General features: G+C 67.3%; 17 protein-coding genes. 13 read left to right on the forward strand and 4 right to left on the reverse strand.

From position 1 onward, the window contains the following. Positions 1–9: 9 nt before the first annotated feature. On the reverse strand, positions 10–1,212 hold the full coding sequence (locus EH231_RS04745) for a serine hydrolase domain-containing protein (RefSeq protein WP_124711986.1): 1,203 nt from the start codon (positions 1,210–1,212) through the stop codon (positions 10–12). A 130-nt stretch (positions 1,213–1,342) separates the two neighbouring features. Here EH231_RS04745 and EH231_RS04750 point away from each other — a divergent pair, with 130 nt between their 5' ends. The 8 genes from EH231_RS04750 (at position 1,343) to pyrF (ending at position 11,416) form a co-directional block, all read left to right on the forward strand. Beyond that, positions 1,343–2,677 carry an MFS transporter gene (locus EH231_RS04750; RefSeq protein WP_090425517.1) on the forward strand — a complete coding sequence of 445 codons (1,335 nt, stop codon included), beginning with the start codon at positions 1,343–1,345 and terminating at the stop codon, positions 2,675–2,677. A gap of 101 nt (positions 2,678–2,778) precedes the next feature. Beyond that, complete coding sequence (gene pyrR, locus EH231_RS04755; protein WP_090425518.1) at positions 2,779–3,336, forward strand: bifunctional pyr operon transcriptional regulator/uracil phosphoribosyltransferase PyrR; 558 nt, start codon at positions 2,779–2,781, stop codon at positions 3,334–3,336. Next, positions 3,333–4,289, forward strand: coding sequence for an aspartate carbamoyltransferase catalytic subunit (locus EH231_RS04760; protein ID WP_090425519.1), 957 nt, complete (start codon positions 3,333–3,335; stop codon positions 4,287–4,289). Before pyrR ends, EH231_RS04760 begins: the two co-directional genes overlap by 4 nt. Continuing rightward, the gene (locus EH231_RS04765; protein ID WP_090425520.1) at positions 4,286–5,608 is read left to right on the forward strand and encodes a dihydroorotase; all 1,323 of its coding nucleotides are present in this window, start codon (positions 4,286–4,288) and stop codon (positions 5,606–5,608) included. Before EH231_RS04760 ends, EH231_RS04765 begins: the two co-directional genes overlap by 4 nt. Beyond that, complete coding sequence (locus EH231_RS04770) at positions 5,605–6,105, forward strand: PH-like domain-containing protein (RefSeq protein WP_090425521.1); 501 nt, start codon at positions 5,605–5,607, stop codon at positions 6,103–6,105. Before EH231_RS04765 ends, EH231_RS04770 begins: the two co-directional genes overlap by 4 nt. Beyond that, entirely contained in the window at positions 6,102–7,247 is a 1,146-nt protein-coding gene (gene carA, locus EH231_RS04775) for a glutamine-hydrolyzing carbamoyl-phosphate synthase small subunit (protein WP_090425522.1), read from the forward strand. The genes EH231_RS04770 and carA overlap by 4 nt, the downstream gene beginning before the upstream one ends. Beyond that, positions 7,248–10,601, forward strand: coding sequence for a carbamoyl-phosphate synthase large subunit (gene carB, locus EH231_RS04780; RefSeq protein WP_090425523.1), 3,354 nt, complete (start codon positions 7,248–7,250; stop codon positions 10,599–10,601). 2 nt (positions 10,602–10,603) lie between these two features. Continuing rightward, entirely contained in the window at positions 10,604–11,416 is an 813-nt protein-coding gene (pyrF, locus tag EH231_RS04785) for an orotidine-5'-phosphate decarboxylase (protein ID WP_090425524.1), read from the forward strand. Positions 11,417–11,590: 174 nt separating this feature from the next. On the opposite strand, the gene EH231_RS34200 is transcribed toward pyrF, so the two are convergent. Next, positions 11,591–12,139 (reverse strand): hypothetical protein, encoded by a 549-nt coding sequence (locus tag EH231_RS34200; RefSeq protein WP_241178122.1) that lies wholly within the window; start codon positions 12,137–12,139, stop codon positions 11,591–11,593. A 499-nt stretch (positions 12,140–12,638) separates the two neighbouring features. Here EH231_RS34200 and mihF point away from each other — a divergent pair, with 499 nt between their 5' ends. From mihF to metK, 5 genes are all read left to right on the forward strand, one after another. Next, the gene (gene mihF, locus EH231_RS04795; protein WP_003880790.1) at positions 12,639–12,953 is read left to right on the forward strand and encodes an integration host factor, actinobacterial type; all 315 of its coding nucleotides are present in this window, start codon (positions 12,639–12,641) and stop codon (positions 12,951–12,953) included. 11 nt (positions 12,954–12,964) lie between these two features. Continuing rightward, on the forward strand, positions 12,965–13,558 hold the full coding sequence (gene gmk, locus EH231_RS04800) for a guanylate kinase (protein ID WP_090425525.1): 594 nt from the start codon (positions 12,965–12,967) through the stop codon (positions 13,556–13,558). A 94-nt stretch (positions 13,559–13,652) separates the two neighbouring features. Continuing rightward, positions 13,653–13,973, forward strand: a complete 321-nt coding sequence (gene rpoZ, locus EH231_RS04805; protein ID WP_044518192.1) for a DNA-directed RNA polymerase subunit omega — start codon at positions 13,653–13,655, stop codon at positions 13,971–13,973. A gap of 19 nt (positions 13,974–13,992) precedes the next feature. Then, positions 13,993–15,240, forward strand: a complete 1,248-nt coding sequence (coaBC, locus tag EH231_RS04810) for a bifunctional phosphopantothenoylcysteine decarboxylase/phosphopantothenate--cysteine ligase CoaBC (protein WP_124711987.1) — start codon at positions 13,993–13,995, stop codon at positions 15,238–15,240. Between the two features lie 144 nt (positions 15,241–15,384). After that, a complete protein-coding gene (metK, locus tag EH231_RS04815; RefSeq protein WP_090425527.1) occupies positions 15,385–16,584 on the forward strand; it encodes a methionine adenosyltransferase in 1,200 nt (399 codons plus the stop codon). 138 nt (positions 16,585–16,722) lie between these two features. Here metK and EH231_RS04820 read toward each other — a convergent pair whose 3' ends face one another. Beyond that, positions 16,723–18,195 (reverse strand): flavin-containing monooxygenase, encoded by a 1,473-nt coding sequence (locus EH231_RS04820; RefSeq protein ID WP_090425528.1) that lies wholly within the window; start codon positions 18,193–18,195, stop codon positions 16,723–16,725. Beyond that, entirely contained in the window at positions 18,195–19,574 is a 1,380-nt protein-coding gene (locus EH231_RS04825) for a cytochrome P450 (RefSeq protein WP_124711988.1), read from the reverse strand. Before EH231_RS04825 ends, EH231_RS04820 begins: the two co-directional genes overlap by 1 nt. Between the last annotated feature and the right edge of the window lie 48 nt (positions 19,575–19,622).

Genomic DNA, 19,622 nt, shown 5'->3' on the forward strand with positions numbered 1-19,622 from the left:
GTCAGACGTTCAGAGGTCGAGCGCCTGATACGTGCGGCGGACGAATCTGGGTTGCGCGGTCTGGAGTTTCGCCGTCGAGGTGTTGCCGCTGACGGCGGCCGCGTCGACCGACAGGTTCGGATGGTTCTGGATCAGGTAGATCAGGATCAGATCCGCCGAAGGGTCGGCCTGCCACCAGGTGCCGTAGGCGCCCGGCCAACTGAAGGTGCCCAGTCCGCCCGGGGCGAACAACTGACGCGACTTCGCCGGGTCGGTCACCACCGACAGGTTCAGCCCGAAGCCCCGGCCGACCCAGAACGGTGCCCCCAGGAACGGGTACTGCTTCTGTTCGGGGGTGAGCCGGTCGGTGCGCATCAGCCGTACCGACTCCTCGGACAGCACGCGCACCCCGTCGACGGTGCCGCCGGCCAACAACATCCGGGCGAACTTCAAATAGTCGTCGGCGGTGGAGAACAGCCCCGCCCCGCCCGTGCAGAACGGGGGATCGGTGATGGGCGCCGGACCCATCACATCGTGGGTCAGGGTGTTGTCGGCGGTCAGTTGGTACATCGTCGCCGACCGGCGCCGGCCGGCCGCGTCGACCGAGAAACCAGTGTCGCTCATGCCCAGTGGCGCGAAGATGCGCTCGGACAGCACCTGTGACAGCGGCTTGCTCTCGATGCGGGACAACGCGATCCCCAGCACATCGGTGGAGTGGCTATACGTGAGGCGTTCCCCGGGCTGATGGGCCAGCGGCAGTTTGGCCACCTCGGCCAGCCAGCGGTCCTGGTCCTGGCGCAGCGACAGCTTGCCGTAGGCCGACGCCAGCGGCCCCAGTACCGAGAACACGTAGGCCAGGCCGCTGCGATGGGTCATCAGGTCGTCGAAGGTGATGGGCCGGCGCGCGGGCTCGGTGCGGTCCAGCGGTCCGCGCGCCTCGCGTAGCACCCGCATGTCGGCCAATTCCGGCAGCCATTTCGTCACCGGCTCGTTCAGCCTGAACTTGCCCTCCTCGGCCAGCGCCATCGCCGCGGCCACCGTCACAGGCTTCGTCATCGACGCGATCCTGAAGATGGTGTCGGTCTGCATCGGCAGCCCCGCATCGACGTCCCGGTGACCAAGGGCACTGACTTGAAGGACCTTGCCCGCCTGCCACACCAGCGTGACCGCGCTGGCCAGCAGCCCGGCGTCGATGGCCTCCCGGATGGACGATTGATTGCCGTCGAGGTTCACCCGGGCCAGGCTAGCGGGCGCCTCCGAGGCTCGGCAGTCCACACTCGCGGTCCGCCGCCGGGCATTCTCGACAACAATCACCGCGGCTTGGGCGATACTTCCCTGGCGAACATGGCGTGAGAAGAGGCAGATGACCCAGCAGGACCAGATCGACGGCGTGTCCACCCCCGAGCCCAACCCCATGAGACGGGTGGCGTTCGCGAGCTTCGTCGGGACGGCGATCGAGTTCTACGACTTCTATATCTACGGCACCGCCGCGGCACTGATCTTCCCGCACGTGTTCTTCCCGAACATGGGCCCCACGATGGCCACCATCTCCTCACTCGGCACGTTCGCGGTCGCGTTCCTGTCCCGTCCGATCGGTGCCGCGGTCTTCGGGCATTTCGGAGATCGGCTGGGCCGCAAGAAGACTCTGATCGCGACGCTGCTGATCATGGGGTTGTCGACCGTGTGCGTGGGGTTGGTGCCCAGTGCGGCGACCATCGGCGTCGCCGCACCGATCATCCTGCTGATCCTGCGGCTGCTGCAGGGCTTCGCCGTCGGTGGGGAATGGGCGGGGTCGGCGCTGCTGAGCGCCGAGTACGCGCCAGTCGGAAAGCGCGGAATGTACGGGATGTTCACCCAGCTCGGTGCGGGTGCCGGACTTGCGGTGAGCAACCTCGTGGTCTTCATCGTCAGCCTGACCGTCGGTGAGAAGAGCGCGGTGTTCCTGGACTGGGGCTGGCGGCTGCCGTTCCTGTTCAGCGCGGTGCTGCTGATCGTGGCGCTGTATGTGCGGTTGAGCATCGACGAGACGCCCGTCTTCGCCCGGGAGCGGGTGACCGGCGGCGTGCCCAAGGCGCCGCTGAGCGAACTGTTCCGGACCCAGACCCGGCAGGTGGCGCTCGCGGCGGGCTGCATGGTCGGCATCTTCACCATGAGTTTCCTGGGTGGCACCTACCTGATGAGCTACGCCAGCACCCGCATCGGACACCCGCGCAGCCTGATCCTCGGTGTCGGGGTGCTCGCCGGCGTCGCGCTCATGATCTTCTCGGCGATTTCGGCGGTGCTGTGCGACCGGTACGGCCGCCGGCGCGTCATACTCGCAGGCTTCGGGCTGGCCCTGCCATGGGCGTTCGTGGTGATGCCGCTGATCGACTCCGGTTCACCGGTGGCCTTCGCGGTGGCGATCGCCGGCATCTTCTGCATCTTCGGCCTGTCCTACGGGCCGATCGGGTCCTTCCTGCCTGAGATCTTCGCCACCCGCTACCGCTACACCGGCGCCGGTCTCTCGTTCAACCTGGCCGGCATCGTGGGCGGGGCAATTCCACCGTTGGTCGCCGGAGTCCTGGTGGCCACGCTGGGTAGCTGGGCTGTTGGGGCGATGATGGCGGCTTTCGTCGTCGTCAGCATCGTTTCGACCGTGCTGCTGCCCGAGACAAAGGGAACCGAACTGGACGCCGTATTGAGTGACTCCGCGAGATGACCGTGGCAGGCCGGACGTTTGCGGCCTGCTAAGCTACCCGGCAGTTCGACGTCCTTTAACGATCCGTCCCGAGAGGCGGAGAAGGAGGTCAGGGTCACCTTATGGGCTCTTCAAGTGCCGACCGGGAATTGTTGTCTGCGGCGGACGTCGGCCGCACCATTTCCCGGATCGCCCATCAGATCATCGAAAAGACCGCTCTTGACGATCCCGCCGAACGTGAGCGGGTCGTTCTCCTCGGCATCCCCACGCGCGGCGTGACGCTGGCCACGCGCCTGGCCGCCAAGATCGACGAGTTCGCCGATGTGGCGTTGCCGGTCGGTGCCCTCGACATCACGCTCTACCGTGACGACCTCAACTTCAAGCCGCCCCGGCCGCTCGCGGCGACGTCGATCCCGCCCGGCGGCATCGACGACGCCGTGGTGATCCTCGTCGACGACGTCCTGTACTCGGGGCGTTCGGTGCGCTCGGCGCTGGATGCCTTGCGCGACATCGGTCGTCCTCGGGTGGTGCAGCTGGCGGTGCTGGTCGACCGCGGCCACCGGGAGCTGCCGATCCGGGCCGATTACGTCGGCAAGAACGTGCCGACCTCCCGCGCCGAGAGTGTCCATGTGCTGCTGTCCGAGGATGACGACCGCGATGGGGTGGTGATTTCGAAATGACGACACGTCATCTCCTATCGGCGCAGGACCTCACCAGGGATGACGCGACGGCGATCCTCGATGATGCCGACCGGTTCCGTGAGGCGCTGCTGGGCCGCGAGGTCAAGAAGCTGCCGACATTGCGCGGCCGGACCGTCATCACGATGTTCTATGAGAACTCCACCCGGACCCGGGTGTCGTTCGAGGTCGCGGGCAAGTGGATGAGCGCCGACGTGATCAACGTGAGCTCGTCGGGATCCTCGGTGGCCAAAGGGGAGTCGCTGCGCGACACGGCGCTGACGCTGCGCGCCGCCGGGGCCGACGCGCTGATCATCCGCCACCCCGCCTCGGGCGCTGCCCAGCAGCTCGCCGAGTGGACCGCCGAGGACGGCGGCGGCGGGCCCAGCGTCATCAACGCCGGTGACGGGACGCATGAACACCCCACCCAGGCGCTGCTCGACGCCTTGACCATCCGCCAACGGCTCGGCTCCATCGAGGGCAGGCGTGTGGTGATCGTCGGCGACGTGCTGCACAGCCGGGTGGCCCGGTCGAACGTGTCGCTGCTGGCGACCCTGGGTGCCGAGGTGGTGCTGGTGGCGCCGCCGACGCTGCTGCCGGTCGGGGTGTCCGGCTGGCCGGTCACGGTGTCGCACGACCTCGACGCCGAACTGCCCGCTGCCGATGCGGTGTTGATGCTGCGGGTTCAGGCCGAGCGGATGAACGGTGCGTTCTTCCCGTCCGCGCGTGAGTACTCGGTGCGCTACGGATTGTCGGAGAAGCGCCAGGCCATGCTGCCCGGCAACGCCGTGGTGCTGCACCCGGGGCCGATGCTACGCGGCATGGAGATCGCGTTCCCGGTTGCCGATTCCTCGCAATCGGCTGTTCTGCAACAGGTTTCTAATGGTGTCCACGTGCGGATGGCGGTGCTGTTCCATCTGCTGGTGGGCGCGGATCGGGAGGCGATCAGCGTATGACGAAACACATCGCAGGCTCGAATCCGCCGGTCCTCATCCGCGGTGTCCGGCTCTACGGTGAGGGTGACGCGCTCGACGTGTTGGTCGCCGATGGGCAGATCGCCGAGATCGGTTCGGCCCTCAAGGCTCCCGAGGATGCCGAGGTCATCGAAGCTGCCGGCCAGATACTGCTGCCGGGCTTCGTCGATCTGCACACCCATCTGCGCGAGCCGGGCCGCGAATACGCCGAGGACATCGAAACAGGTTCAGCCGCAGCGGCTCTGGGTGGCTACACCGCGGTGTTCGCGATGGCCAACACCGATCCGGTCGCCGATTCCGCGGTGGTCACCGACCACGTGTGGAACCGCGGACAGCAGGTGGGCCTGGTCGACGTGCACCCGGTCGGCGCGGTCACGGTCGGCCTCGAAGGCAAGCAACTCACCGAGATGGGCCTGATGGCCGACGGTGTCGGTCAGGTGCGGATGTTCTCCGATGACGGTCTGTGCGTGCATGACCCGCTGGTGATGCGCCGGGCACTCGAATACGCCACCGGCCTCGGGGTGCTCATCGCCCAGCACGCCGAAGAGCCGCGGCTGACCGTCGGCGCCGTCGCTCATGAGGGGCCGAACGCGGCCAAGCTCGGGCTGGCCGGTTGGCCGCGGTCGGCGGAGGAGTCGATCGTCGCCCGGGATGCGATCCTGGCCCGCGACGCCGGCGCCCGGGTGCACATCTGCCACGCATCCACAGCGGGCACCGTGGAATTGCTGAAATGGGCCAAGGCACAAGGTATTTCCATCACCGCCGAGGTCACCCCGCATCATCTGCTGCTCGATGACGGCCGGCTGGCCAGCTATGACGGGCGCAACCGGGTCAACCCGCCGCTGCGCGAATCCAGTGACGCCGTGGCCTTGCGTCAGGCCCTGGCCGACGGCGTCATCGACTGTGTGGCCACCGACCATGCCCCACACGCCGAACACGAGAAGTGCTGCGAGTTCTCGGTAGCCCGACCGGGCATGCTGGGCCTGCAGACCGCGCTGTCCGTGGTGGCCGAAACCATGGTGCGTCCCGGCCTGCTGACCTGGCGCGGCGTCGCCAAGGTGATGAGCGAGGCGCCCGCTGCCATCGTCGGCCTGCCCGATCAGGGCCGGCCCCTGGAGGTGGGGGAGCCCGCCAACCTCACCGTGATCGATCCCGACGCGACCTGGACGGTGGAGGGCGACGAGCTGGCCAGCCGCTCCGACAACACGCCTTTCGAATCGATGACGCTGCCTGCGACCGTGACCGCCACGCTGCTGCGCGGCAAGATCACCGCCCTGGACGGGAAGTCGGGACCACGGTGAACACACCTACCCTGATCGCGTCGCTGGTGCTGGCCGGCCTGCTGGCCGTGCTGATCGCTTTCCTGATCCGCCAGATGATGCGCGGCTGGCTGCATCGTGCACAGCGCCAGGCCGAGCTGATCGGCACCTTGCCGGCGCTGCCCGACACCGTCGGTGCGGCGACGATCGCGGCCACCAAGGGGATGTACGTCGGCAGCACGCTGGTACCGCACTGGAACGACAAGGTCGCCGCGGGGGATCTGGGCTTTCGCACCAAGGCGGTGCTGACCCGCTACCCCGAGGGAATCATGATGCAGCGCAGCGGTGCCGGGCCGATCTGGATCCCCGCCGAGTCGGTCACCGCGATCAGGACCGAACGCGGAATCGCAGGCAAGGCACTGACTTACGACGGAATCCTGGCCATCAGGTGGCGACTGCCCTCGGGCACCGAGATCGATACCGGGTTCCGCGCCGACAATCGCGCAGAGTACGACCGCTGGCTGGAGGAAGAGGCATGACGAACAATCGAAATGGCAAGGCGGTCCTGGTACTTGAGGACGGGCGCGTCTTCACCGGTACGACGTTCGGGGCGGTCGGGCAGACCCTCGGCGAGGCGGTGTTCTCCACCGGGATGTCGGGCTACCAGGAGACGCTCACCGACCCCAGCTACCACGGCCAGATCGTGGTCGCCACCGCGCCGCAGATCGGCAACACGGGCTGGAACACCGAGGACGGCGAAAGCCGCGACGACAAGATCTGGGTGGCCGGTTACGCCGTGCGCGATCCTTCGCCGCGCGCGTCGAACTGGCGTGCCAGCGGAACCCTGGACGACGAGTTGGTCCGGCAGGGCATCGTGGGCATCGCCGGCATCGACACCCGGGCGGTGGTGCGCCACCTGCGCACACGCGGGTCGATGAAGGCCGGGGTGTTCTCCGGAGACGCGTTGGCCGGGACCGACGAGCTGGTGGCCCGCGTACTGGACCAGCCCTCGATGCTGGGCGCGGATCTGGCCGGTCAGGTCAGCACGCGCAGCCCGTACATCGTTGAAGCAGAGGGAGCACCTGAAGGTGGCCACCGGTTTACGGTCGCGGCGGTTGACCTGGGAATCAAGACCAACACCCCGCGCAACTTCGCCCGGCGCGGGATCCGCAGCCACGTCCTGCCATCGTCGGTGACGTTCGACCAGATCGCCGACCTCCAACCCGACGGGGTGTTCCTGTCCAACGGTCCCGGTGACCCGGCCACCGCCGACCACATCGTTGCGGTGACCCGCGAGGTGCTCGGTGCCGGAATCCCGCTGTTCGGCATCTGCTTCGGCAACCAGATCCTGGGCCGTGCGCTGGGCAGGTCCACCTACAAGATGGTGTTCGGCCACCGCGGCATCAACATCCCGGTGATCGACCACATCACCGGCCGGGTGGCGATCACCGCCCAGAACCACGGCTTCGCCCTCGAGGGCGAAGCGGGCGAGACCTTCGACACCCCCTTCGGTGCCGCCGAGGTCAGCCACACCTGCGCCAACGACGGTGTGGTGGAAGGGATCCGGCTGGCCGATGGCCGGGCGTTCTCAGTCCAGTACCACCCGGAGGCCGCGGCCGGACCACACGACGCCGAGTACCTGTTCGACCAGTTCGTCGACCTGATGGCAGGAGAGAAGTAGATGCCACGTCGCTCTGACCTCAACCACGTGCTGGTGATCGGGTCCGGCCCGATCGTCATCGGCCAGGCTTGCGAGTTCGACTATTCGGGCACCCAGGCCTGCCGGGTGCTGCGTTCCGAGGGCATCCAGGTCAGCCTGGTCAACTCGAACCCGGCGACGATCATGACCGATCCCGAGTACGCCGACAACACCTACGTCGAGCCCATCACCTGGGAGTTCGTCGAGAAGGTCATCGTCCAGCAGGCCGAGCGCGGCAACAAGATCGACGCCGTGCTGGCCACCCTCGGCGGGCAGACCGCGCTGAACACCGCGGTGGCCCTGCACGAGAACGGTGTGCTCGAGAAGTACGGGGTCGAACTCATCGGCGCCGACTTCGAGGCCATCCAACGCGGCGAGGACCGGCAGAAGTTCAAGGATATTGTCGCCAAGGTCGGCGGTGAATCCGCCCGCAGCCGTGTGTGTTTCACCATGGACGAGGTCCGCGATACGGTCGCCGAGCTGGGACTGCCCGTCGTGGTCCGCCCGTCGTTCACCATGGGTGGGCTGGGATCCGGCATGGCGTACTCGGCCGAGGATGTCGAGCGGATGGCCGGCGACGGCCTGGCCGCCTCACCTTCGGCGAACGTGCTGATCGAGGAATCCATCTACGGGTGGAAGGAATTCGAGCTCGAGCTGATGCGCGACAGCCGCGACAACGTCGTGGTGGTCTGCTCGATCGAGAACTTCGACCCGATGGGCGTGCACACCGGCGACTCGGTGACCGTCGCGCCCGCGATGACGTTGACCGACCGCGAATACCAGAAGATGCGCGACCTGGGCATCGCGATCCTGCGCGAAGTGGGCGTCGACACCGGTGGCTGCAACATCCAGTTCGCGATCGACCCCAGCGATGGTCGCCTGATCGTCATCGAGATGAACCCTCGTGTGTCGCGGTCCTCGGCGCTGGCATCGAAGGCCACCGGCTTCCCGATCGCCAAGATCGCGGCGAAGCTGGCCATCGGCTACACGCTCGACGAGATCCTCAACGACATCACCAAGGAAACGCCTGCCTGCTTCGAACCCACGCTGGACTACGTCGTGGTCAAGGCACCGCGGTTCGCATTCGAGAAGTTCCCTGGTGCCGATGCGACGCTGACAACCACGATGAAGTCGGTCGGTGAGGCGATGTCATTGGGCCGCAACTTCATCGAGGCCCTCGGCAAGGTGATGCGGTCGCTGGAGACCAGCCGGGCCGGGTTCTGGACGGGCCCGGACCCCGACGTCACCGTCGAGCAGTTGCTGACCGGCCTGCGCACCCCGGTGGACGGCAGGCTCTACGACATCGAGCACGCACTGCGCCTGGGCGCCAGCGTCGAGCAGGTGGCCGAGGCCTCCGGCGTCGACCCGTGGTTCGTCGAGCAGATCGCCGGTCTGGTCGCGCTGCGTGTCGAGCTGCTGGAAGCACCGGTGCTCGACGCGGAACTGCTGCGCCGGGCCAAGCACAGCGGGCTCTCGGACCGCCAGATCGCCGCGCTACGACCGGAACTGGCCGGCGAGTCGGGCGTGCGCGCGCTGCGTCGCCGGCTCGGCATTCACCCGGTGTACAAGACCGTCGACACCTGCGCGGCCGAGTTCGACGCCAAGACGCCGTACCACTACAGCAGCTACGAGCTCGATCCCGCTGCGGAGACCGAGGTCGCCCCGCAGACCGAGAAGCCCAAGGTGCTGATCCTGGGTTCCGGACCGAACCGGATCGGTCAGGGGATCGAATTCGACTACAGCTGTGTGCATGCCGCGACCACGCTGAGTGCGGTCGGGTTCGAAACGGTGATGGTCAACTGCAACCCCGAGACGGTGTCCACCGACTACGACACCGCCGACCGGTTGTACTTCGAGCCCCTCACGTTCGAGGACGTGCTGGAGGTCTATTACGCCGAGGACATCTCGGGCAAGGGGGAGGACGGAACCGGCGCCGGTGTCGTCGGTGTGATCGTCCAGCTCGGCGGTCAGACGCCTCTGGGCCTGGCCAAGCGCCTCGAAGAGGCCGGGGTGCCGATCGTGGGCACCGGGCCCGACGCCATCGACCTGGCCGAGGACCGTGGCCTCTTCGGCGAGGTTCTGGTCAACGCGGGCCTGCCTGCACCGCGGTTCGGGACCGCCACCAGCTTCGAGCAGGCCCGGCGGATCGCCTCCGACATCGGCTATCCCGTGCTGGTCCGTCCCTCCTACGTCCTGGGCGGGCGTGGCATGGAGATCGTCTACGACGAGGCGACCCTGGAGGGCTACATCGCCCGCGCCACGCAGCTGTCCCCGGAACACCCGGTGCTGGTCGACCGGTTCCTGGAGGACGCGATCGAGATCGACGTCGACGCGCTGTGCGACGGCAACGAGATCTACATCGGCGGCATCATGGAGCACATCGAGGAGGCCGGTATCCACTCCGGTGACTCGGCGTGTGCGCTGCCTCCGGTCACGTTGGGCCGCAGCGACATCGAAGCCGTGCGCCGCGCGACCGAGGCCATCGCCCATGGCATCGGCGTGGTCGGACTGCTCAACGTGCAGTACGCGCTCAAGGATGACGTGCTCTACGTGCTGGAGGCCAACCCGCGCGCCAGCCGTACGGTGCCGTTCGTATCCAAGGCCACCGCGGTGCCGCTGGCCAAGGCCTGTGCCCGGGTGATGCTGGGTGCCACCATCGCCGAGTTGCGTGCGGAAGGCCTGCTGAACAAGAACGGCGACGGGGCCAACATCGCCCGCAACGCCCCGGTGGCGGTCAAGGAAGCCGTGCTGCCGTTCCACCGGTTCCGTCGTGCCGATGGTGCCCAGGTCGATTCGCTGCTGGGACCGGAGATGAAGTCGACCGGCGAGGTGATGGGCATCGACCACGACTTCGGAACCGCCTTCGCCAAGAGCCAGACCGCGGCCTACGGGTCGCTGCCGGCCGAGGGCACCGTCTTCGTCTCGGTGGCCAACCGCGACAAGCGTTCGCTGGTATTCCCGGTGAAGCGCCTGGCCGATCTCGGATTCCGGGTGCTGGCCACCGAAGGCACCGCGGAGATGCTGCGCCGCAACGGCATTCCCTGCGATGAGGTGCGCAAGCACTCAGAACAGCCCAGTGGAAGCCGCGACCTGCCGTCCGCGGTCGACGTCATCAAGGCCGGCGAGGTCGACATGGTGATCAACACGCCGTACGGAAACTCCGGGCCGCGCGTCGACGGGTACGAGATCCGTTCGGCCGCAGTGTCGATGAACATTCCGTGCGTGACGACCGTCCAGGGAGCCTCGGCCGCGGTGCAGGGCATCGAGGCGGGGATCCGTGGCGACATCGGCGTGATGTCACTACAGGAACTGCACAGCGAGCTGGAATCGCGCTGACGATGGAGGCTTTCGGGCAACGGCTGGCCGACGCGGTGTCGGAGCGGGGGCCGCTGTGTCCCGGCATCGACCCCCATCCCGAGCTACTTCAGGCTTGGGGGTTGTCCGCCGACGCCGACGGCCTGGCCGCGTTCAGCGAGATCTGCGTGGCGGCGTTCGCCGGCTTCGCGATGGTCAAGCCGCAGGTGGCGTTTTTCGAGGCCTACGGCTCAGCGGGTTTCGCGGTGCTGGAGCGCACGATGGCCGCCTTGCGCGAGGCCGGCGTGCTGGTGCTGGCCGATGCCAAGCGCGGGGACATCGGCTCGACCATGGCCGCCTATGCCGCGGCGTGGGCCGGTGATTCGCCGCTGGCGGCCGACGCGGTGACCGCATCGCCGTATCTCGGGTTCGGTTCGCTGCAGCCGCTGCTGGACACCGCCGCGGCCCATGGCCGGGGCGTGTTCGTGCTGGCGGCGACCTCCAACCCGGAGGGGGCGAGTGTGCAGCGCGCCATGACCGGGTCACGCACTGTCGCGCAGTCCGTCGTCGACGACGTTGCCGCCGTGAATCGAGCCGCCGGTGGGCCGACCGGCTCGGTCGGTGTGGTGGTCGGCGCGACCGTGACCGAACTGCCCGATCTCAGCGCGCTGGGCGGACCGGTGTTGGTTCCCGGTGTCGGAGCCCAGGGCGGCCGCGCCGATGCGCTGGGCGGATTCGGCGGGGCGCGATTGGTGCTGCCCACGGTGTCGCGCGAGGTGCTGCGGGCGGGCCCGGCGGTGGCCGATCTGCGTGCGGCAGCCGAGCGCTTGCGCGACGAAGTCGCTTACCTCGCCTGACGGCACGCCCCGTCGCGTGGGCCGGTTTGCTTGTGCCCCACACCGTTTTCCACACCTGGGCCGTGATCGCCGCGGTGTCGCGACCCAGGCGTGGAAAACGACGACCGATACGAGAAGCGGTCGAGCACAATCAGATTGACTGGTTGCCTGTCAGACCTGTTGCGGCGCAGGCCGTCACAGCGGGATCCAGATGCCGAAGAACCAGAAACCCCACGCGTTGTAGCCCGGATCGAAAATGGGTGTCACCCAGCTGCCGTTGTAGTTGAACGGCTGGTGGTCGAACCGGCCCTGGTCCATGCCGCGCCAGGACAGGTCCGGGGGTGGCGGGCCCCAATGCCGGCCATGGTCGTCCGGTCCACCCGGGCCACCGGGGCCTCGGTCACCCGGCCATCCGGGTCCACCCGGGCCACCGGGCCAGCCGGGCCCATCATGGCCTCCTGGGCCGCCGGGACGGTCCGGTCCACCGGGCCCGCCTGGTCCAGCCGGCCCGCCGGGGTGTTCGGGCCCTCCTGGGCCTCCTGGGCCGCCAGGACGGTCGGGGCCACCTGGCCCACCTGGCCCACCTGGCCCACCTGGCCCACCTGGTCCTCCGGGTCCCTGGCAGTTGCCGAAGCCGCAGGGCGGTGCGGGTTGGGCGGCTGCCACGCCCGCTCCGGCCGCCAAGGTGGCGGTTCCGAGCGCTATGGCGAGGGCAGAAGCGCAGGTCAAGCGCTTGATGTTCATGTCCAGCTTCCCTTCGGGGGTCATGGATTCCCGACCTGTGAAGGCTATTTAGCCAAGCTGTGTAATCGCTATGCGGCAATTAGGTGGGTGCTGGGCGTCGTGAAATGCGTCCGCTTGACGTGCGCGTAACCCGTTCCGACACGCCCGACACGCCGTGACCAGCGAAAAGTTTTTCCAATACCCCGCGGTAACCAGGTCCGGTGGCGTCGGAACCGGTGCGGGACGCCTGAGTAGTTAGCTGTCGATCGCTCGAAAACCATTGACTTGCAGGAATATCCGGCCCAATGGGGTGTCGGGGGCGATGCCGGACGGCGTTTTCGGGGGGAAACCGGGTGTCGCCCGCGCGCACTACACGCTGGGCTTTTAACGCCGTAACCAGGGGGTGGCGTTCGCTTTCGTCAGCCAGCGTGGGTAGGTTCGTCGTCGCTGGCTGGTTTGCACTCCAGCCGTAAAAAACAAGAGATGGCCGAAGAAGAATCGCCAGGAGACGGAGGAACCCGTGGCCCTTCCCCAGTTGACCGACGAACAGCGCGCGGCAGCGTTGGAGAAGGCTGCTGCCGCACGTCGAGCGCGAGCCGAGCTCAAGGATCGACTCAAGCGCGGCGGCACCAACCTCAAGCAGGTGCTCACCGACGCCGAGACCGATGAGGTCTTGGGCAAGATGAAGGTCTCCGCGCTGCTGGAGGCCCTGCCCAAGGTCGGCAAGGTCAAGGCGCAGGAAATCATGACCGAGCTGGAGATCGCCCCGACCCGCCGTCTGCGCGGCCTCGGTGATCGTCAGCGCAAGGCCCTCCTGGAGAAGTTCGACCAGTAGAGGCTTCCGCATTGAGCGCTGGTAGAGGGGCCGGACAACACGCAGCAACGGCTCCGGTCGTCGTGTTGTCCGGTCCCTCCGCCGTCGGGAAGTCCACCGTGGTCCGCTGTCTGCGGGAGCGGCTTCCCGACCTGTATTTCTCTGTCTCCGTCACGACCAGGGCTCCCCGCCCCGGCGAGGTTGACGGAGTCGATTACACATTCGTGTCCGCCGAACGGTTCCAGCAGCTGATCGATGACGGCGAACTGCTCGAATGGGCTGACATTCACGGCGGATTGCACCGCTCGGGGACGCCGGCCCAGCCTGTGCGGGATGCCACCCGGGCCGGGCGCCCGGTGCTGATCGAGGTCGATCTGGCCGGTGCGCGAGCCGTCAAGAAGGCCATGCCCGAGGTGGTATCGGTGTTCCTGGCGCCGCCGAGCTGGGACGAACTCGTCAGCCGATTGTCCGGCCGGGGCACCGAGTCGCCCGAGGTGATGGCCAGGCGATTGGAGACGGCGCGGGCCGAAATGGCCGCCAAATCCGACTTTGACCAGGTCGTGGTGAACCGCCAGTTGGAAACTGCATGTGCTGAATTGGTATCCTTGCTGGTGGACAGTCGATGACTCATCGTGGCGGGACCGACGCGATCGGATCCGCGAGCCACCAGCACGCTGTTCGCAAAGTGCATTTTCGCCATAACCGCCAGGAGACTTTTTAGTGAGCACCCCGCACGCCGATGCGCAGCTGGCCGCTGCGGACGACATCGATTCGTCCGCCGCCAGCGCCTACGACACTCCGCTGGGCATCACCAACCCGCCCATCGACGAGTTGCTGGACCGCGCATCGAGCAAGTACGCGCTGGTGATCTACGCCGCCAAGCGCGCGCGTCAGATCAACGATTACTACAACCAGCTGGGTGACGGCATCCTTGAGTACGTCGGCCCGCTGGTCGAGCCGGGTCTGCAGGAGAAGCCGCTGTCGATCGCGATGCGGGAGATCCACGAGGACCTGCTCGAGCACACCGAGGGCGGCGAGTAGCCAGGCCAGGGCCGGGCACGTGAACGCGGGTAAGCGAATCGTCGTCGGCGTTGCCGGCGGCATTGCCGCCTACAAGGCGTGCACCCTGGTCCGTCAACTGACCGAGGCCGGCCACTCGGTGCGCGTGCTGCCCACCGAGTCGGCCCTGCGCTTCATCGGAGCCGCCACGTTCGAAGCCCTGTCGGGCAATCCCGTGCACACCGGTGTCTTCACCGACGTGCACGAGGTGCCGCACGTGCGGATCGGCCAGGAAGCCGATCTTGTCGTCGTCGCACCCGCCACCGCCGATCTGCTGGCCCGCGCGGTCGCGGGCCGGGCGGACGACCTTCTGACCGCCACGCTGCTCACGGCGCGATGTCCCGTGCTGTTCGCCCCGGCGATGCATACCGAGATGTGGTTCCACCCGGCCACCGTCGACAACGTGGCCACGCTGCGCCGTCGGGGTGCGGTGGTGCTGGAACCCGCGTCCGGGCGGCTCACGGGAGCCGACAGCGGCGCGGGACGGCTACCTGAGGCCGAAGAGATCGCCACGTTCGCGCAGCTCCTGCTCGAGCGGGGCGACGCCCTGCCCTACGACCTGGCCGGGGTCAAGGCCCTGGTGACCGCCGGCGGAACCCGTGAACCCCTCGATCCGGTGCGGTTCATCGGCAACCGCAGTTCCGGCAAGCAGGGATATGCCGTGGCCAGGGTCCTGGCCCAGCGCGGCGCGGACGTGACACTGGTCGCGGGCAATACCGCAGGTCTGGTCGATCCGGCCGGCGTCAACGTGGTGCACATCGGCTCGGCCGCGCAGTTGCGTGACGCGGTGTCCAAGTACGCCCCCGAATCCAACATCCTGGTGATGGCCGCGGCGGTCGCCGACTTCCGGCCCGCGCAGGTGGCCACCAGCAAGATCAAAAAGGGCGGCGCCTCCGAACCCAGCTCCATCGACCTCGTCCGCAATGACGACGTGCTCGCCGGGGCGGTTCGGGCCCGTACCGAGGGGCAGTTGCCGAATATGCAGGCCATCGTCGGTTTCGCGGCCGAGACCGGCGATGCCAACGGTGATGTGCTGTTCCATGCCAGGGCCAAACTCCAGCGCAAGGGATGCGACCTACTGGTGGTCAACGCGGTGGGGGAGAACCGGGCGTTCGAGGTGGACAACAACGATGGTTGGTTGCTGAGCGCCGATGGCGCCGAGGTCGCACTCGAGCACGGTTCGAAGACTCTGATGGCCACCCGTATCGTGGACGCGATCGCGGCGTTTCTGGGCAAGCACGACGGGTGATCCGACGTACGCATCAAGGTGCGGATAAGGGTTGCGCATTCGCGTCCCACGCGCTTGGGTGCAACAGGGCATGGATATTATTCGCCTAACTAAGTAGTTTTGAGACTGAGAACTTTTTCAGATCGGCAAGGAAGGAAGCAGACCGTGAGCCAAGGTCGCCTGTTTACCAGTGAGTCGGTAACCGAAGGACACCCCGACAAGATCTGTGATGCGATCAGCGACTCGGTGCTCGACGCGCTGCTGGAGCAGGATCCCAAGTCGCGGGTCGCGGTGGAGACGCTCGTCACCACCGGTCAGGTGCACGTCGCCGGTGAGGTCACCACCTCTGCCTACGCCGACATTCCGAAGATCGTCCGTGACCGCATCCTGGAGATCGGCTACGACTCGTCCACCAAGGGTTTCGACGGCGCCTCCTGCGGGGTGAACATCGCCATCGGCGCACAGTCGCCCGACATCGCCCAAGGTGTGGACACCGCCCACGAGGCGCGTGTCGAGGGTGCCGCTGACCCGCTGGACTCCCAGGGCGCCGGCGACCAGGGCCTGATGTTCGGATACGCCATCGGCGATACCCCCGAGCTGATGCCGCTGCCCATCGCGCTGGCCCACCGGCTGTCGCGCCGGCTGACCGAGGTCCGCAAGAACGGCGTGCTCGACTACCTGCGGCCGGACGGCAAGACCCAGGTCACCATCCAGTACGACGGCCGGACGCCGGTGCGGTTGGACACCGTGGTGCTGTCCACTCAGCACGCCGACGGGATCGACCTGGACGCCACCCTGACCCCGGACATCCGGGAGAAGGTCGTCAACACCGTGCTGGCCGACCTCAACCACGAGACGCTGGACACCTCCGATTTCCGCCTGCTGGTCAACCCGACCGGCAAGTTCGTGCTCGGCGGTCCGATGGGTGACGCCGGTCTGACCGGCCGCAAGATCATCGTCGACACCTACGGGGGCTGGGCCCGCCACGGCGGCGGCGCCTTCTCCGGCAAGGATCCGTCAAAGGTGGACCGTTCGGCCGCGTACGCGATGCGCTGGGTGGCCAAGAACGTGGTCGCCGCCGGGCTGGCGGAACGCGTCGAGGTGCAGGTGGCCTACGCGATCGGCAAGGCCGCCCCGGTCGGCCTGTTCGTCGAGACGTTCGGCACCGAGACCGTCGACCCGGCCCGCATCGAGAAGGCCATCAGCAGCGTGTTCGATCTGCGCCCCGGCGCGATCATCCGCGACCTGGACCTGCTGCGGCCGATCTACGCCCAGACGGCGGCCTACGGCCACTTCGGGCGTACCGACATCGAGCTGCCCTGGGAGCAGCTGAACAAGGTCGATGACCTGAAGGCCTCGGTCTAGTAGTTCTGCCAACAGCCCCCGATCGCTGATCGGGGGCTGTTGTGTTTCCCGGGCCCGCTGCACGTCGTCGAAAGTGACGCAAACGTCGTATCGCGGTGCGGGGAACGACGTTTGCGTCACTCTCGGCGTGAGAAGCGGCTACGAGGTGAACGCGTAGTCGTCCAGCGGGAAGCTGCGGCTGCGCCAGTACGCCTCGAATGTGGTGGCGGGACGCAGCGGCACGTCCCCGTTGCGGTCGAAGTAGTAGCTGTTGGCCAGGCTGCAGCTGTCCTGCCAGAAGATCTGGCGGTGACGCTTGCGCATCATCTCGGCGAAATACCGGTCGTTGGCCTCCTGGCGGACCTCGACGCGGCGGGCCGTCCGACGGTCGGCCTGCTCGATGCACCGCACCAGGTGACGCGTCTGGGCCTCGATCATCGCGAAGTACGACGACCCGACGTAGCCGTACGGGCCCATCACGGAGAAGAAGTTCGCGAAACCCGGAACGCTGACGCCTTCGTAGGCCTGCATCCGGTGCTGCTTCCAGAACTCGCTCAGCGACTGCCCGCCCGACCCCACGATGTCGAACGTCAGCGCGTCGACGTCCATCACCTTGAAGCCGGTGGCCAGGATCAGCACGTCGACGTCATGGCTCTCACCGTCGCTGGTCGCGACACCGGAACCCGTGATCTTGTCGATCGGTTCGGTGACCAGCCGGACGTTGTCCCGGTTGAATGTGGCCAGATAGGTGTTGTGGAACCCGGGTCGCTTACATCCCACCGCGTACCGCGGTGTGAGCTTGTCGCGCACCTCCGGATCACGCACCTGTTGGCGTAGGTACGCCCGGCCGGCGCCACCGGCCCGCTTGGCGAACGGGTTGATCGTGAAGTACTGCGCGGCGAGCGGGAACGTGAACTCCACGTACGCCTGGCTGATCAGGCGGTGCAGCGTCCGGCCGCCGGGCAGCCGCAGCGCCCAGCGTGCGACCGGCGGGATCGGCACGTCGAACTTCGGGAAGCACCAGATCGGGGTGCGCTGAAACACGGTGAGCTGTTTGACCTTCGGGGCGATTTCGGGAATCACCTGGACCGCTGATGCGCCGGTGCCGATGATCGCCACCCGCTTATCCGTCAAATCCAGGGTGTGATCCCAGCGGGCGGTGTGCACGGTGACCCCGGCGAAGGAGTCCACGCCGTCGATCTCGGGCAGCTTCGGGACGGTCAGCACCCCGCTGGCGTTGACCAGGAACCGAGCCGTCAGTGTCTCGCCTGCGTCGAGATCCAGGCGCCACAGGTTCTCCTCGTCATCGAAGACCGCGCGGGCGACGGTGGTGTTGAACCGGATCCGGGGCCGCAGACCGTACTTGTCGACGCAGTTGTCGGCGTAGGTACGCAACTCGTTTCCTGGGGCGTAGGTGCGGGACCAGTTCCGCGACTGCTCGAATGAGAACTGATAGGAGAACGACGGGATATCCACGGCCACACCGGGATAGGTGTTCCAGAACCAGGTCCCGCCGGCCCCGTCGCCGGCCTCCAGGATCAAGTAGTCGTGCAGCCCCGCCTTGTCCAGGGCGATGGCGGCGCCGATTCCGGAAAATCCGGCTCCGACGATGAGGGTGTGAAAGTCGGGCATCAGGCCACCTCCCGGCTGCGTCCGGTCATGTGAACGCCGTGTTTGGGTCGCAACGTCAACGTAGCCTCCAACTCCACCGAGTGGCCAGGATTGAGATCGAATACGAACCGCCGGCTCATGATCGCGGCGATCAGCGCCATCTCCATCAGCGCGAAACTCTGTCCGATGCAGATGCGGCGGCCGCCGCCGAAGGGGAGATAGGCCGAGCGGGGGCGGTTCTTGGGCGCATCGCCGAGAAAACGGCTGGGGTCGAAGGTTTCCGGATCGGGCCACCATCGGCTGTCGTGGTGGATCTGGTGAATCGGGATGATCACCGTGGTGCCCGGTCGGATGTGGTGGCCGTCGATGTCGTCGGGCTCGACGGCCTCGCGCGCGACGATCCACACCGCGGAGTAGTACCGCTGCGACTCCTGAAGGCACGCGGTCGTCCACGGCAGCCGGGTCAGGTCGGCGGCTGTCGGACGACGCGCCCCGACCACGTCATCGACCTCGGCCAGCATCCGGTCCCGGGCTCCGGGATGGCGTGCCATCAGGAACCAGAACCACGCCATCGCGTTCGCGGTCGTCTCGTGCCCCGCGAGCATGAACGTCAGCGCCTCGTCCCGGACGCGCCGGCGGGGCCAGGTTCCGTCGTCGGCGCCGAACAACACGTTGAGCAGGTCGGCCGATTCCGTGGGATGGGCAAGACGCTCGTCGAGCACGGTGTTCACCGCGGTGTCCAGCGCCAGGGCGATCCGCTGACCTTCGCGAAGCGGTGGGGGCAGCGGGATCCCGGAGAACGTGCTGGTGGCGATGGCGTCGTAGACCGGGCGGGGGAGCAGGCCCAAGAGTCCGAGTCTGGCCAGCAGTTCGGTGCGTCGCAGTCCACGCGTCGTGAGGTCTCGCATGCTGTGCACGATCGGGCCGAAATCCTGGCTGAACAGCGTGTTGGAGACCACCCGCAGGGTAGTTTCCACCATCGCCGAGTGCATGTCGAACTGCACGCCGTCGCCCTGTTCGATGAGCTCGTCCGTGGCCCGCTCGATGGGGTCGATCATCAGGTCGACGAGCGTATTGAGGTGACGGCGCGCGAAGGTCGGATTCAGTGCCGTTCGGTGACCGGCCCAGGAGTCGCCCTCGTCGGTCAGCAGGTTGATGCCCGCCGCCGCCCTAATCGGTTCGTACTCGTTGGATTTGACGTAGCGAAGGCGTGCCCGGTGCAGAACGTGGTCGACGTAGTCAGGATGCGTGATCGATACGAAACGCCTTCCTGCGCAGCGGAACCGGGTGATGTCCCGGCCCTGGGTCCGGGCCAGGAAGCCTCCGTCGGTGCTGAATCCGACGGTGATGGCCTCGCGGGTCATGGTCCACGTGCTCAGTCGTGCCGCCGGCGCCGCCATGAATCCAGCGTATGAGTGACAAGACCGACGAGGAATGGGACTATCGGA

Source organism: Mycolicibacterium nivoides (assembly GCF_003855255.1).
GTDB classification, from domain to species: domain Bacteria; phylum Actinomycetota; class Actinomycetes; order Mycobacteriales; family Mycobacteriaceae; genus Mycobacterium; species Mycobacterium nivoides.

Bases quoted from the DNA above. Each gene is read 5' to 3' on its own strand.
- EH231_RS04750 (WP_090425517.1), top strand. From the start codon at position 1,343: ATGACCCAGCAGGACCAGATCGACGGCGTGTCCACCCCCGAGCCCAAC.
- pyrR (WP_090425518.1), top strand. From the start codon at position 2,779: ATGGGCTCTTCAAGTGCCGACCGGGAATTGTTGTCTGCGGCGGACGTC.
- EH231_RS04760 (WP_090425519.1), top strand. From the start codon at position 3,333: ATGACGACACGTCATCTCCTATCGGCGCAGGACCTCACCAGGGATGAC.
- EH231_RS04765 (WP_090425520.1), top strand. From the start codon at position 4,286: ATGACGAAACACATCGCAGGCTCGAATCCGCCGGTCCTCATCCGCGGT.
- carA (WP_090425522.1), top strand. From the start codon at position 6,102: ATGACGAACAATCGAAATGGCAAGGCGGTCCTGGTACTTGAGGACGGG.
- carB (WP_090425523.1), top strand. From the start codon at position 7,248: ATGCCACGTCGCTCTGACCTCAACCACGTGCTGGTGATCGGGTCCGGC.
- pyrF (WP_090425524.1), top strand. From the start codon at position 10,604: ATGGAGGCTTTCGGGCAACGGCTGGCCGACGCGGTGTCGGAGCGGGGG.
- EH231_RS34200 (WP_241178122.1), bottom strand. From the start codon at position 12,139: ATGAACATCAAGCGCTTGACCTGCGCTTCTGCCCTCGCCATAGCGCTC.
- EH231_RS04820 (WP_090425528.1), bottom strand. From the start codon at position 18,195: ATGCCCGACTTTCACACCCTCATCGTCGGAGCCGGATTTTCCGGAATC.
- EH231_RS04825 (WP_124711988.1), bottom strand. From the start codon at position 19,574: ATGGCGGCGCCGGCGGCACGACTGAGCACGTGGACCATGACCCGCGAG.